This window comes from Caulobacter segnis ATCC 21756 (genome assembly GCF_000092285.1).
GTDB lineage: Bacteria > Pseudomonadota > Alphaproteobacteria > Caulobacterales > Caulobacteraceae > Caulobacter > Caulobacter segnis.
The window spans coordinates 4,361,106-4,375,230 of record NC_014100.1 but is presented as its reverse complement, the minus strand read 5'-3'; the positions used below and the strand labels follow the sequence as shown (position 1 = coordinate 4,375,230).

At 66.1% G+C, this 14,125-nt stretch carries 12 protein-coding genes, 1 tRNA gene and 1 pseudogene; 5 read left to right on the top strand and 9 right to left on the bottom strand.

Annotated features, from left to right (window positions below; genetic code table 11):
• Positions 1-41 precede the first annotated feature (41 nt).
• On the bottom strand, positions 42-2,111 hold the full coding sequence (locus tag CSEG_RS19955) for a glycoside hydrolase family 65 protein (protein ID WP_013081041.1): 2,070 nt from the start codon (positions 2,109-2,111) through the stop codon (positions 42-44).
• Between the two features lie 268 nt (positions 2,112-2,379).
• Between CSEG_RS19955 and CSEG_RS19950 the strand changes: the two genes are divergently transcribed.
• The gene (locus tag CSEG_RS19950) at positions 2,380-3,891 is read left to right on the top strand and encodes an ATPase domain-containing protein (protein WP_041538384.1); all 1,512 of its coding nucleotides are present in this window, start codon (positions 2,380-2,382) and stop codon (positions 3,889-3,891) included.
• Entirely contained in the window at positions 3,884-5,992 is a 2,109-nt protein-coding gene (locus CSEG_RS19945) for a hybrid sensor histidine kinase/response regulator (RefSeq protein WP_013081039.1), read from the top strand. Before CSEG_RS19950 ends, CSEG_RS19945 begins: the two co-directional genes overlap by 8 nt.
• A gap of 214 nt (positions 5,993-6,206) precedes the next feature.
• On the opposite strand, the gene CSEG_RS19940 is transcribed toward CSEG_RS19945, so the two are convergent.
• The 4 genes and pseudogenes from CSEG_RS19940 to CSEG_RS19925 form a co-directional block, all read right to left on the bottom strand.
• Positions 6,207-6,283: transfer RNA gene (locus tag CSEG_RS19940), tRNA-Arg, on the bottom strand.
• A gap of 67 nt (positions 6,284-6,350) precedes the next feature.
• Positions 6,351-7,668: pseudogene (locus CSEG_RS19935) on the bottom strand (NCS2 family permease).
• Positions 7,665-8,747, bottom strand: a complete 1,083-nt coding sequence (locus CSEG_RS19930) for a purine nucleoside permease (RefSeq protein WP_053463786.1) — start codon at positions 8,745-8,747, stop codon at positions 7,665-7,667. Before CSEG_RS19930 ends, CSEG_RS19935 begins: the two are co-directional and overlap by 4 nt.
• Before the next feature lie 78 nt (positions 8,748-8,825).
• Complete coding sequence (locus CSEG_RS19925; protein WP_013081037.1) at positions 8,826-9,788, bottom strand: ABC transporter ATP-binding protein; 963 nt, start codon at positions 9,786-9,788, stop codon at positions 8,826-8,828.
• A 151-nt stretch (positions 9,789-9,939) separates the two neighbouring features.
• Between CSEG_RS19925 and CSEG_RS19920 the strand changes: the two genes are divergently transcribed.
• Complete coding sequence (locus tag CSEG_RS19920; RefSeq protein WP_013081036.1) at positions 9,940-10,224, top strand: zinc-finger domain-containing protein; 285 nt, start codon at positions 9,940-9,942, stop codon at positions 10,222-10,224.
• 3 nt (positions 10,225-10,227) lie between these two features.
• On the top strand, positions 10,228-10,662 hold the full coding sequence (locus tag CSEG_RS19915; protein ID WP_013081035.1) for an acyl-CoA thioesterase: 435 nt from the start codon (positions 10,228-10,230) through the stop codon (positions 10,660-10,662).
• Positions 10,663-10,664: 2 nt separating this feature from the next.
• Here CSEG_RS19915 and CSEG_RS19910 read toward each other — a convergent pair whose 3' ends face one another.
• From CSEG_RS19910 to epmA, 4 genes are all read right to left on the bottom strand, one after another.
• Positions 10,665-11,366 carry a VIT1/CCC1 transporter family protein gene (locus tag CSEG_RS19910; protein WP_013081034.1) on the bottom strand — a complete coding sequence of 234 codons (702 nt, stop codon included), beginning with the start codon at positions 11,364-11,366 and terminating at the stop codon, positions 10,665-10,667.
• Positions 11,367-11,447: 81 nt separating this feature from the next.
• Positions 11,448-11,924, bottom strand: a complete 477-nt coding sequence (locus CSEG_RS19905) for a tellurite resistance TerB family protein (RefSeq protein ID WP_013081033.1) — start codon at positions 11,922-11,924, stop codon at positions 11,448-11,450.
• A 4-nt stretch (positions 11,925-11,928) separates the two neighbouring features.
• Positions 11,929-12,114, bottom strand: a complete 186-nt coding sequence (locus tag CSEG_RS19900; protein ID WP_013081032.1) for a hypothetical protein — start codon at positions 12,112-12,114, stop codon at positions 11,929-11,931.
• A gap of 214 nt (positions 12,115-12,328) precedes the next feature.
• A complete protein-coding gene (epmA, locus tag CSEG_RS19895) occupies positions 12,329-13,375 on the bottom strand; it encodes an EF-P lysine aminoacylase EpmA (RefSeq protein ID WP_013081031.1) in 1,047 nt (348 codons plus the stop codon).
• A 120-nt stretch (positions 13,376-13,495) separates the two neighbouring features.
• Between epmA and efp the strand changes: the two genes are divergently transcribed.
• Positions 13,496-14,062 carry an elongation factor P gene (efp, locus tag CSEG_RS19890; protein ID WP_013081030.1) on the top strand — a complete coding sequence of 189 codons (567 nt, stop codon included), beginning with the start codon at positions 13,496-13,498 and terminating at the stop codon, positions 14,060-14,062.
• Positions 14,063-14,125: the final 63 nt, after the last annotated feature.

Here is a 14,125-nt window from a genome sequence, read left to right as displayed (position 1 = left end):
ACTAGGCGTCGCAACACCGGTGCGGCCGGAGCGGCGTTTGATCAGAGGGGGATGAGCCGAGCCGTCTCACCTTGGCGAGCGACAAGCCGCATGGCTTGCCCACAGATCCACAGGCGATCAACCTCAATCGAGGTCCATCCTTCCGGCAATACGCATTCGCGCTCGACCCACGCGTCAGGCGCGTCCGGGCCAGCGCGCAGGCCCGTAAACCCGAACAGCAGAGCGGTGAGAAACCCGCCGATATTGGCGAAGAAAGGCCCGGCCTGCGGCTGTTCCGGGAAGCGATCGGCGCGGTACTCGAGCGTTTGCAGAAACCGGCCGGTGCAGAACTGCCCATAGCCTTCGTCGAGCAACTTCAGAGCCAGGCGGCGGTCATTCAGGCGCGCGGCCCAGGCGCCGTAAAGCGCTGAGAGCATAGGGCTGCCGATGTAGTCTTGCGCCATGCCCAGATAGAATTCGAGCGTCGCCTTCTCCTCGGCCGGATCGAGGCGATATCCGAAGGGAAATAGCCCCATCAGCGGATCAGGCGTAGCGCCCTTTTCCTCATCGACCCGATAGGCTTCATGCGAGATCACCGCCTTGCCGCGCATGGGCAAGGCCATGCCGTCGGCGATCCTTGTCCACTCTGGATCGGCAGAAAGGTTGAGGTCCGCCGCGACGCGGACAGCGTCGCGCAGGACGACCACGGCGCCCATGTTCGTGAAAGCCGCGTTGTCGACCGGATTCTCACGCTCGGCGATGCCCATCGACTCGTTGATCGCGTAACCGCGTCCCGTTTTGCTTACGCGGGTGGTGATCCATTCACTGACTCCCGCCAGCACCGGCCAGGCGCGGGTCCGCAGGAATTCGCGGTCGCCGGTCGCGTCGGCGTAGAGCGAGAAGGCGCGCGCCACGTCGAGGGACACATGGTCCTCATGCCATGCCGCCGTACCGGGAAGGGGAGCAGCCTCCTGGCCGCTGGTCGGCGCGCTTTCCCAGGGAAACTGAATTCCCCTGCGCCCCATCAGGCGCGCGTTTTGCCGGGCGGCGTCGAGCCTGGAAGATCGATAATCGAGCAGCGCACGGGCCGCCTCGGGCTGCAGCATGCATAGGGCTGGAACCGCGAAGGCCTCGATGTCCCACATCACGTGGCCAAAATAATAGTGATAGTCGTGCCAGGTGGCCAAACCGAAGATCGAGGTCGAGGCGGGCGACGAGGCATGAACTGAACTGTTGAGATAGAAGAACGCCGCGTCGGCCAGGCTCTGCCAGCGGTCCTCAGCGCCCTCCAGGCGGATGCGGCCCTTCCAAAGTTCATCCCACGCTGCGCGGTTCTGTTGGCGGATTTTGTCGAACCCGTCGTTCGCCGCCTTCGCGGCCAGGCGCGCGGCCTGCTGGTCGGGGAGCGTGTGGAGCGCCGAGGGAATGAGGCTCGCGATCTGGCGCAGACGCACCTTTCTCCCCGCGCGTGCCCGAAATCCGTATTCGGTGACCAGCCGCTGATCGCGCAGCGGCGGACGCGTGGGCTGCTGGTCGCCGACACCCAGCACTTGGGACACGAAGGCCACGCCGCAGGTCGAGAGACCTCCCGCCGACTCCCACAACAACGCCCCGTCGGTGGACGGCTCGGGTTCGCCAGGGGTGACGCGACTATGCCTAAGGGCGCGGCCATCCGCGCCGCTGGCGTCGACGATGGCGCGAAGACCCAGGCTGCAGCCCTTGTCGACGGTGATGCTCACCTCCTGGCAGACCAGGGTGGGATCGACGCGGCTGCAGAATGTCAGCACCTCGACCTGGGCGCTGACGCCTTCGGCCTGGAACGTGAAGCGGCTGGTCAGTTCACCGGCGGAGAAGTCATAGGCTTGCTGAAGGTCGGAAATCTGGTGGGACTTATCCGAAAGCCAAGCGCCATCCAGAGCGATGTCTCCGGCGATGGGGTAGGGCGCAACAGCGGCCGCCTCGATCTGGCGCTCGTAGTGCTCTCCGCTATAGCCGCTCAAAAGCGTCATGCCCGTGGTTAGCGGCACGTCTCTGACCCGTAGGCCTATCAAGCCGTTTGAGACATACGCCGGCAGTTCTCGACGCCCGGCGCCGGTGACAGCCGGGGGATTGATCGGCGTGTTCTTGGCCATAGATATCCACCCGCGTCCGCGCGAGCATCTAAACCGCCAGGTCATCGACACGTTCCGCCTAGGCGAGCGAACCCTGGAGCGGGGGGGCAACGTCGCCGTGTCGCCGCCTCGATCTGGAGGATGTCGGTGAACGCCTGGCGCTAAACCGGCGCCACGTTGGATCGGCGCGTTTACGCCGACAGGCCGGTTATTTGGCGTGCTGAACCTAGGCTTGGCTGCTGCGTTGACTCCGTGCGCGAGGGGCCCGCGCGTCGTTCACGGAGCAAGCATGTCGGAAATCGCGGTCGAAACCCAAGGCGCCCGCGTCAGCACGGGTGTGTCAGGTCTCGACGATATTCTGGGTGGTGGCCTGACGCGCGACCGGATCTATCTCGTCGAGGGCACGCCGGGCTCGGGCAAGACGACCCTAGCGCTTCAGTTTCTGTTGAAGGGGCGAGAGCTAGGCGAGTCGGGCCTTTACATCACGCTGTCGGAAACCGAGGCGGAGCTACGGGCCGCCGCCGCCAGCCACGGCTGGTCGCTGGACGGGATCGATCTCTTCGAACTTGTCAGCGAGGAAGGGCTGGATCCCGATAGCGAACAATCGGTTCTCCACCCGTCGGATGTCGAGCTTGGCGAGACGACCCGCGGCGTCATGCGGCAGGTCGAGGCGACCAAACCCCTTCGCGTGGTCTTTGACAGTCTGTCAGAGATGCGCCTGCTGGCTCAAAATCCGCTGCGCCACCGTCGCCAGATCCTGGCGCTCAAGCACTTCTTCGCGACGCGTAATTGCACGGTCCTGCTCCTCGACGACCAGACCGCCGAGCAGGGCGATCTGCAACTCCACAGCATCGCCCATGGCGTGATCAGCTTGCAGCGTACGACCCAGGAGTACGGCGCTCAGCAGCGACGCCTCGAAGTGATCAAGATGCGCGGGGTGAAGTACCGCGGCGGCTTCCATGATTTCGAGCTCGATACCGGAGGGATCCGCGTCTTCGAGCGGCTGGTGGCCGCCGATCACACCGCGGCCTTCGAGCACGAAATGGTCTCGACCGGTTCGCCCGGCATCGACGCGTTGCTTGGCGGAGGGCTGACACGCGGGACGAACACGCTGATCAGCGGTCCTTCTGGGGTCGGCAAGACCACGACCGCTGTACGCTGCGCCTTAACAGCTCTGCAGCGCGGCGAAAGGGTCGCCTATTACCTGTTCGACGAGGGGCTGGCCATTTTGCTGGCGCGGTCGGCATCGTTGGGCATGGACCTGCGCCCCCACCTGGATAGCGGCCAGTTGATCATCCGGTCCATCGATCCCGCAGAACTTTCGCCGGGCGAATTCGCGTTCCATGTCCGAGAAGCGGTCGAGCGCGACAGGGCCCGTACTGTCGTCATCGACAGCCTCAACGCCTACCTTCAGGCGATGCCGGGCCAGAAGTTCCTGCTCCTGCAGATGCACGAACTCCTCACCTACCTGAACCAGCAGGGTGTCGTGACGCTGCTGATCCTGGGCCAACACGGCTTTATCGGCGAGGTGAGGAGCGACATCGATCTAAGCTATCTCAGCGATGGCATCCTTCTGTTCCGTTTCTTCGAAGCGACCGGCTCGGTGCGTACGGCAATTTCGGCGGTCAAGAGCCGCACCGCCGCGCACGAGAAGACCATCCGCGAAATCCGCCTCACAGAGGATGGGATCGAAGTCGGCGAGGCGTTGACCGACTTCCAAGGGGTGATGTCAGGCCTGCCCGCCTACGAGGGAACGATGCACATGCTCGGCGAGGAGGGGCGGGCGTCGACCGATGTCTGAGCCTATCCTGGTCCTGGCGCCACGCGGACGCGACGGGGCGGTGATCGCCGAAACCTTGACGAACGTCGGCCACACCGTCGAGATTTGTGGCGACCTCGTCGGGTTAACCCACGCCTTGGGCGAGAAGGCCGGCGCGGCGATCCTCACCGAGGAGGCCTTGGCCCAAGGCGCTTCGGACGCCCTGACCCAATGGCTAGCTCGGCAACCCGCCTGGTCGGATTTTCCCTTTGTCGTGCTTGTCACCAAACAGCCTGGACGACGCGCGCAGGCGGACGCCGAGCGTCTGAAGGCGATCGGCAACGTCGTCTTGCTGGAGCGGCCGATTAACGCGGAGACCTTGATCAGCGCGGCCCATTCGGCCATCCGCGCGCGTCGCCGACAGTACGTCGCGCGAGATCATCTCGACGCTCAGGCCAAGGCCGAAGAGCAACTCCGCTTTGCCCTGGAGGCCGCAAAGCTTGGGGCCTGGGATCTTGACCTCGACAGCGGCAACCTCACGACGTCGCCGGCGACACGCGCTCACTTCGGCGTGCCGGCGGACAAGCCTTTGACGCTGGCGGAGATCGAGGCGGTCGTGCATCCCGACGATGCGGCTCTTCGCGCCAAAGCCATCCAAAGTTCGGTGACGGGTGGGGAAGATTACGACATTGAATACCGGATTTTCTGGCCAGACCGTTCGCTCCACTGGGTCCAGATCCGCGGCCGTCTGAGCAGGATCCAGCCAGGCGAGCCACGACGTATGTCTGGCGTCAGCCTCGATATCACGGCCCGAAAGGCTGCGGAGATGCAGCTGCGGTTGCTGAACGAAACCCTCGAGCAGCGCATCGCCGACAGCATTGGCGAGCTGCGCCGCGCCAACGAGCGACTTCTAGCGGAGATCAGCGAGCGCGAGCAGGCGCAAGCGGCTCTGGTCCAAGCCCAGAAGATGGATGCGATCGGCCAGCTAACCGGTGGCATCGCTCATGACTTTAACAACCTTCTGACCGCGATCATCGGCAACATCGATATGATCGAGCGGCGCAGCGAAGACGAACGCGTCAAGCGCATGGCCGCCAACGCCAGAGAAGGCGTCGAGCGCGCCACCAAGCTCACGGCTCAGCTTCTCGCGTTCTCCCGTAGCCAGCAGTTGGATTTGCAACCTGTCGAAGTCGACGCTCTGATCGCGGGCATGGACGATCTTCTGGGCCGCACGCTGGGTCACACGGTCGAGGTTCGCATGGCGCTTGGCGCTGGCGCGGCGAGGGCCAAGGCAGACGCCAACCAACTCGAGTTGGCCGTGTTGAACCTGGCCATCAACGCCCGAGACGCGATGAGCGACGGCGGGACGGTCACCATCTCCAGCCGGATTTCCGAGGAATGGCATGAGGGCCTGCAGCCGGGCGACCACATTGTGGTGTCGGTCAGCGACACGGGCCATGGCATTCCCCAAGCGCTGTTGCAAAAGGTCTTCGATCCCTTCTTCACCACCAAGAGCGTGGGGAAAGGCACCGGGCTGGGCCTGAGCCAAGTCTATGGCATCGCCACCCAATCAGGCGGCACGGTGAGGATCGACAGCATGGTTGACGTCGGGACGACGATCGAAATCTGGCTGCCGCTGACAGAGGCCGCAAGCAGCGCCCGTTTGCGCGAGATGACGTTCGAGGAAACGCCGTTAAGCGAAGGCGAGCGGATTCTGGTTATCGACGACGACCCCAGTGTGCGGCGCTTCATCGTGCAGTGCCTCCGCTCGCTCGGCTATCGAGTCGCCGAGGCCGCTAGCGGCAACGAGGGGCTTGAGCGTTTGGCGCGCGAAGCGCCCGATCTGCTCATCGTTGACTTCGCCATGCCCGGCATGGATGGCGCCCAGGTCGCCAGACGCGCGCGCCAGGCGTCGCCATGCTTGGGTGTCCTGTTGGTGACAGGCTACGCCGATGCTGGGGCGATCCGCGAACTCGTCAACTCCGAGGCGGTGCTGCGCAAACCCTTCAAGGTCACCGATCTTGCGCTGGCCGTGCGAAAGGCGCTGGTCGAACGCACCGGGGATGACGCTGGAGGAGACCGCCCTTTTCCAGGACGACCACCCGGCGACGCGATACGGTGCGATGTTGAAAGCAAGCCATAAGGCTGCGGTCGGCTGTACGCCCGATCCTGCCGAAACTAATCAGCCGTATCGCTTTTAATATCTGCAGGCTGGGGCGCGGCCTTCCGGACATCGGAAGGCGGCGCGCTTTCGGGAATATTCAGGAGAACGGTTTGCTTCCGGCCTTCCGGGAGAAACAATCCGCCCGGGCCAGGCGAAGCGCGCCTCGGTAAGTCATTGATATTCTATGGGAAAATGGCGCACCCGACACGATTCGAACGTGTGACCTTTGCCTTCGGAGGGCAACGCTCTATCCAGCTGAGCTACGGGTGCATCCCTTGTGGGAAGCGGGTCTTAGCCGAAAGGCGGGCTTGGCGCAAACGGTGTTGCGGGGAGCGGCTTACGCCGCCCCCATGTAGATGAAGCGGGCGACGAACAGGGCCGCCAGCACGAATAGCAGCCAGTCGCCCTTGCGGGCCTGCCCGCGCGCCAGCTTGAGCCCAGCATAGGCGGTGATGCCGAAGGCCAGGCCATTGGCGATCGAGAAGGTCAGCGGAATGGCGATCACGGTCAGGAACGCCGGGATCGCGACGCCGGGGTCCTCCCAGTCCACGTCGGCCAGCGCGCCGATCATCATCGAGCCGACGATGATCAGGGCCGGCGCCGTGGCGGCGGCTGGGATCGCCTGAACCCAGGGGGCGAAGAACAGGGTGGCGAGGAACAGGAGGCCGACCACGACAGCCGTCAGGCCCGTGCGACCCGCCGGCGGCGACGCCGGAGGCGCTCTCTATATAGCTGACCACGGTCGAGGTGCCGGCCAGCGAGCCGCCGATCGTGGCGATGGAGTCGGCGGTCAGGATGCGGTTGAGGCGTGGGATCGTCCCGTCCGGCTGCACTAGGCCAGCCTTCTTGGTCACGGCGACCAGGGTGCCGACGTTGTCGAACAGGTCGACGAACAGGAAGACGAAGATCACCTCGGCCAGCGCCATGCCCATGCCGCCGTTCAGATGCAGGGCCGCGGGCACATCGAGCTTGAAGGCCGTGGCCGTCAGAGCGGCCAGGCCATGATCTCCAGGGGCGATCTTCGCAAGACCGAGCGCCCAGCCCGCGACGGCGGCGACCAGGATGCCGATCAGGATCGCGCCCTTCACCCGCCAGACCATCAATCCGCCCATGATGAGCAGGCCCAGGATTGAGAGGGCCGCATTGGGCTTGGTCAGGTCGCCAAGCGCCACCGTCGTGGCGGGATCGGCGACGATGATCCCCGCTTCCTTGAGGCCGATAAAGGCTATGAACAGGCCGACGCCCGCGGCGACGGCCGAAAACAGTGGGCGGGGAATGGCGCCGACGATCAGTTGCCGGATGCCGGCCACCGTCAGCACCAGGAAGGCGATGCCGGATAGAAACACGCAGCCCAGCGCTGTCTCCCACGGCAGGCCCATGCCCTTGACGACGGTGAAGGTGAAATAGGCGTTGAGGCCCATGCCCGGGGCCAGGGCGATCGGATAGTTCGCGATCAGGCCCATCAGAATGCTGCCGAAGCCCGCGGCGAGACAGGTGGCGGCCGCGACCGCCGCGATCGGCATGCCGGCCTGACCCAGGATCGTCGGGTTGACGATCACGATATAGGCCATGGTCAGGAAGGTCGTGAAACCCGCCAGCACCTCGGTGCGCACCGAGGTCCCTTGCGCCGACAGCTTGAACATCCGCTCGATCATTTCGCGGCCCCTCCGTTGGCCGTCATGCTGGGCGTATTGGCTTCGTACCGGTCCCAGTGGGTGGAAAGCTCGCGCACGACGATCGAGCCGACGCGATAGGCCGCGTCGAACGCCGCCATCGCGCCTTCGCTGTGAAAAGCTCGCGGGAACTCCGGCGCGCCGACGGGCGCGCGCGAATAGTTACTGGCGGTGCGCAGGACCAGGATCCGAGAGAAGTCGACCTTGCCGGCCTTCGCGTAGAGATCGAGGACGTCCAGTATTCCCTGGTCCTCGCAGTCGGTCATCGTGAAGGTCCCGGCGCCGTCGGTCCACAGCTTGACCCAGTCCTCCGCCCATTGCGTGCGGCGCGCGCCGTGCCAGAAGCGGGTGGCCCCCAGCGCTTCGCCTTTCAGAACGAAGGGCGGCTTGGTCGCGTTGGCTTCGCCCGCGTAAGGCGCGCGCAGCTTGGCCAGGGACGGGCTGTCGGGAAGCGCGGCGCCGGCCGTCAGGCCGTAGGCCCAGTCCACGAGCCGCCAGTTCAACGCCCAGACCATGCCCGAGGACCCCACGGCCGAGCCCTTCACGTTGGGCTTGTCGGTTTCCAGCGAATAGAGGCCGTAGGGCCAGTCGCCGGGAATCTCGCGGTCGTCGACCTCGAAGATGGGATCGGCGTCGACGACATAGCGCGCCCAGGCGGCGCTGCCGATCGAGGCGGCCTTGGGATCGACGCCCGCGATGCCGGCCACGATCCAATAGGTCTTCGAGAAGTCGAACTGCCTGGACAGGATCAGGGCCGCGACGCTTTCGCGGGCCCGGGCGCGCATGTCCGTCACGACGCCCAGCACGCCGGTTTCAGGCGACCAGCGGGCGGGGTGACGGAGGCCCGGGACGGCGATGGTCTCCTTCAGCGGCAGGCCCTCGACCCAGGGCTGGAATTCGCCCGGCTGGTCGCCGGTCACCGCGCCGATCTCGAAGGTGGTCAGCACCACCACCTTGACCGGGATCGGTTTGGACGTTTCCGCGTGAGCCATGGGCGCTAGGCCCAGGCACAGCGCCAGAACAAACCCGACAAAACGCATCACTCGATCCCCCGCACGCAAATCGCGGGGAAGCTGGCGCGGTCGAGCGGCCGTGGCAACCCAGTTTGGCGAGGATTTCCAGACCGCCCTGAAGGCTGACTAGTCCTTGGTCGGATCGGCCGCGTTCGGGTCGCCATAGGTCAGGGCGACGAAGACGTCCTCGAGGTCGGGGTCCTCGGTGGCGATGTCCTTGATCAGCAAACCGCTGGACCGCACGGCCGCCAGCACCTCTTCGACGCTCGATTGACCGGTGCGGTAGCTGACCGAGAAGGCGCCGCCGGCGCGCAGCTTGGTGTCGAACCCGGCCAAGGCGGGCGCGACGGTCACGGGCTGCTCGGGCGTGACCACGACGTTGCGGCTGTCCATCCGGCGCAGCAGGGTCCCGGTGGGCTCGCAGGCCACGACCTCACCGCGGTTGATGATCGCGATCTGGTCACACAGCTCCTGGGCTTCCTCCAGGTAGTGGGTGGTCAGGACGATGGTGACGCCCAACTCGTTGAGGCCGGTGACGTACTGCCAGAGCTGGCGACGAAGCTCGACGTCGACCCCGGCGGTGGGCTCATCGAGGATCAGCACGGGGGGCTGATGGACCATCGCCTTGGCGACCATCAGCCGGCGCTTCATGCCGCCGGAGAGTTGCCGGACATAGGCGTTGGCCTTGTCGCCCAGGCCCAAGGCGTTGAGCAGCTCATCCGTGCGGCGCTCGCGCTTGGGCACGCCGTAGAAGCCGGCCTGAACCTCCAGGGATTCCCGCGGGGTGAAGAAGACGTCGGCGGCCAGCTCCTGAGGAACCACGCCGATCGCCGCGCGGGCGTCGCGGGGGCGCTGATCGATGTCGCGACCCCAGATCCGCACCGTGCCCGAGCTTTTGCGGACCAGACCGGCCAAGATGTTGATGAAGGTCGACTTGCCCGCGCCGTTGGGCCCCAGGAGGCCGAAGATCGAGCCGCGCGGCACCTTCAGGTCGATCCCGTTCAGCGCCCGCTTTTCCGGCGAGGTCTTCGTGCCGGCGTAGGTCTTGTAGAGGCCTTCGGCTTCGATGGCGTAGGCGGGCAGGTCCATGGATCGTCCAGATTGCAAACGGCGAGGTCGGAAACGCCGCCAGAAGGGCTCCGGGCGGCGCGCGTCGATTGACGGCGCCTTTCGGCGTCGCATAGGTATGCCTGGTTCGCGGCGACGCCAAGGCCGCGATCCGAATTCGAGGACTCCGAAGATGGCCAAGGCCAAGACCCCGACCGCCAACGCGACCGTTCCGACCGCCATGGACCCGGCGGCGATCGTTGGTCCCGCGCCGGAGACGATCATCGTCCGCTCGCACCGCATCGCTTGCGACGGCGTCGGCGGGGCGCTCGGTCACCCGCGCGTCTGGCTCGAGATGGGCGCGGCCGGCTTCGTCGACTGTTCCTATTGTGACCGCCGCTTCGTGGCCGCGACCGGCGAAGGCGATGAGAGCGAGCTGCTCGCTCCAGGTGTCTACGAAGGCGCTGGCGGCCACTAAGCCGTGAACGACAGCGTTCCGACGGACCAGCGGGCGGAGACGCTCGCCAAGGCCTGGGAAAAAGCCGAGTGGCCCCACGAGGCGCCGGTGCTGCGCGCTATCGCCATGCCTTCCGACACCAATCCCGAGGGCGACATCTTCGGCGGCTGGCTGCTGTCGCAGATGGACTTGGCGGCGGCCTCGATCGCATTCCACCGCGCGGCCGGACGTTGCGCGACCATCGCCATCGACGGCATGACCTTCATCAGCCCGGTGTTCGTCGGCGACGAGGTCAGCCTGTTCGCCAAGGTCGTCCACACCGGCCGCACCTCGATCAAGGTCGCGGTCGAGGCCTGGCGCCGCCGCCGCGACGGCGAGCAGGCGCACAAGGTGACAGAGGGTGTTTTCACCTTCGTGGCCATCGACGAGCATCGCAAGCCGCGGCCGCTTCCAGTCTAGCGCTAGACCACCGTGCCGAACGCCTTGCCGATCAGGGCGGTGGCCGCCAGGGCGAGGGCGCCCCAGAAGGTCACGCGGATCACGGACTTCAGCGGCGGAGCGCCGCCAGCCCAGGCTCCGAGCCATCCTAGAACGCCCAAGGCCGCCAAAGTCGCGGCGGTCACCACGGGGATCATGATCCCGTGCGGGGCCAGCATGGTGACGACCAGCGGCATGGCCGCGCCCAGGGCGAAGGTGGCCGCCGAGGTCAGGGCCGCCTGAACAGGACGCGCGGTCAGGTGCTCGGAGATGCCCAGCTCGTCGCGCGCATGGGCGGCGAGCGCGTCGCCCGCGTTCAGCTGGACAGCAACCTGGCGAGCAAGGTCGGGCGTCAGTCCGCGGGCGACATAGATCGCGGTGATCTCATCCAGCTCTTCCTCGGGCTGGGTCGCCAGTTCCCGCCGTTCGCGGGCCAGGTCGGCGGCCTCGCTATCGGCCTGAGAACTGACCGAGACATATTCGCCAGCCGCCATGGACATCGCGCCGGCGACCAGGCCCGCGCCGGCCGCCAGCAAGATCGCCCCCCGCGAAGTCTCCGCCGCGGCCACGCCGACCACTAGCGCGGCGGTGGAGACGATGCCGTCGTTGGCGCCCAGCACGGCGGCGCGCAGCCATCCGATCCGCGAAACGGCGTGTCGTTCGACATGGGCCTTCAGCCGGGTCATGGGCGCTCCCTTGGATCGCATCTGACCAAAAGGAGGGCGCGCAAGGTGCTTCTAGGTCAAGCTTTGCGGGCGCCTAAGGGCTCAGTGCGCCAGGTCGAAGCGCTTGGACGACACGCCGAGCCAGGCGCAGATGTCGAGGATGACCTCGCGCTCCTGCGCCTCCAGGCCTCCGTCAGCGATCGACACCGCCAGGGCCGCTGCGGCGACCTCGACGGCCTCGGCCCTCCCCTTGAGCTGCCGGATCATCATCTCCGCCTCGGCCCGCGCCTCCTCTGGGCGGCTCTCAAAGCGAGCGTCCAGAGCTTCGAACGCTTCGAGCACGTCGTCGACGCCGAACGGGATCAGGCCAGCCTGACCGCGGATGCGGTCCAACATCCGCCCGCGTTCCTCGGTCGAGACCTCGCCGTCGGCTTGCGCGATCAACATGCAGGCCGCCACCACGGCGTCGAGTTGCTCCAACTGGCGGGGCGTCCAGACGTCCGTCGGCCCCAGCGCCTTGCGCACGGCGTTGTTCATGGTCGTTTCCTGGCTCTCATTGTCATTGACGGGCTTGGCCATGGCCTCAGGCCCATCGCGCGCTGGTGGCGTTCAGCTCGACCGTCCAGAGCCGTTCCTGGAGGCTCTGCCTTCGGAGGCTCCAGATCTGGATCTTGGCCTTGTCGGGATCTGGCCGCGCGCTTTCCTCGCGCATGGCCGTGCTCAGCCGCACGATCTCGGCGCGAAGTTGCTGGGCGTTCATCAACGGCATGTCGTCGCTCTCCTCTATGGGGAGTGCGCCGACGCCGGACCGAAGGGCTTGAGAGGGGGAAGCGGCCTCCTGGACCCGGCATCGAGCGCACTCGATGCGGTCCGACATCACGGCCGACGCAAGCGTCGAAACGTCAGAGGGGCCCGGCCCGCTCTTAGGACTTTGGAAGAAAACCGGCAGGACTCAAGAGGGGCGGCGAAAATTTTCGCCTCCGTCATCCCGCGACGGGCGTCCACAACACATCCTCGATACGCCGGGCGCCCGTCGCCAGCAGGACCAGTCGATCGAAGCCCAGGGCCGAGCCGGACGCTTCAGGCATGTGGCCGAGGGCGGCGAGAAAGTCCTCGTCGATCGGGTGGCGTTCGCCATAGACCCTGGACTTCTCATCCATCTCCAGGATGAAGCGGCGGCGCTGCTCGACCGGATCGGTCAATTCGCCAAAGGCGTTGGCCAGCTCGACGCCGCAGGCATAGAGCTCGAAGCGTTCGGCTACGCGTCGATCGGCGGCCTTGGGTCGGGCCAGTGCCGCTTCGGGGATCGGATACTCGCACAGGATCGTCGGTCGACCTTCGCCCAGGCGCGGCTCGACCTTTTCGACGATGATCCGGCTGAAGATGTCGGCCCAGGTGTCGTCCTCGGCGACGCGGACGCCGGCCGCGCGGGCCGAGGCCGCCAGAGCGCCGCGATCGGTCTCGCCGTCCGAAGCGACGCTCGCCAACAGATCCACGCCTGCATGCCGCTGAAAGGCCTCCGCCACCGATAGCCGCTCGGGCTGGGCGAACGGATCGCAGGCCATGCCTCGGAAATCGAACCGCTTTGTCCCGGCGGTCTCCGCCGCCAGCGCCAGCAACGCCGCGCAGTCGTCCATCAGGGTCTCGTAAGGCGCCTTGGCCCGATACCACTCGAGCATCGTGAACTCGGGATGGTGCAGCGGTCCGCGCTCGCGATTGCGCCACACCTTGCCCAGGCTGAAGATCTTCTCCTCCCCCGCCGCCAGCAGCTTTTTGCAGGCGAACTCTGGAGAGGTGTGAAGATAGAGGGGCGAGGCCTCTCCCCCCGCGCTCAGCGCCTCGGTGGCGAAGGCGTGCAGGTGCGCCTCGGCGCCCGGCGAGACCTGGAGGGCGGCCGTTTCGACCTCTTCGAAGCCCTGCGCTTCGAACCAAGCCCTGAAGGCCTTGGTGATGCGATTGCGGGCCAGAAGGAAGGGCCGGCGGTCTTGATGGACGTCGGAGCGCCACCAGGTCGAGGAAGGGTGCGGCAAGGGCTCTAAACCGAAGAGACTGGAGATTTCGCCCCTTTCGCTATAGGAGGGCGCTCACGGATCAATAGCACGAACGCGCCCGCGGCCTCGCGCGCGCTTTCCACCAAGGACGGAAACTACGTGAAGGTCGCAGCCAGCTCGCTCCGCAAAGGCTCCGTCGTCGACATGGACGGCAAGCTCTATGTCGTCCTGAGCGCCGAGAACATCCACCCCGGCAAGGGCACCCCGGTGACCCAGCTAAACATGCGCCGCATCTCGGACGGCGTGAAGGTTTCGGAACGCTACCGCACGACCGAACAGGTCGAGCGCGCCTTCGTGGACGATCGCAACCACACCTTCCTGTACAGCGATGGCGACGGCTATCACTTCATGAACCCGGAAAGCTACGACCAGCTCGTGGCGACGGAAGAAGTGATCGGCGACGCCGCCCCGTACCTGCAGGAAGGCATGACCGTCATCCTGTCGACCCACAACGACGTGCCGATCGCCATCGACCTGCCGCGCACCGTGGTCCTCGAGATCGTCGACACCGAACCGTCGGTGAAGGGCCAGACCGCCAGTTCGTCGTACAAGCCGGCCGTGCTGAGCAACGGGGTGAAGACGACGGTGCCGCCGTACATCACCGCCGGCACCAAGGTGGTGATCCTGACGGAAGACGGCTCGTACGTCGAACGCGCCAAGGACTAGGCGTCCCCTAGCGCGGATACAGAAAAGGCCCGGCGGGAAACCCGCCGGGCCTTTTTGCATTCT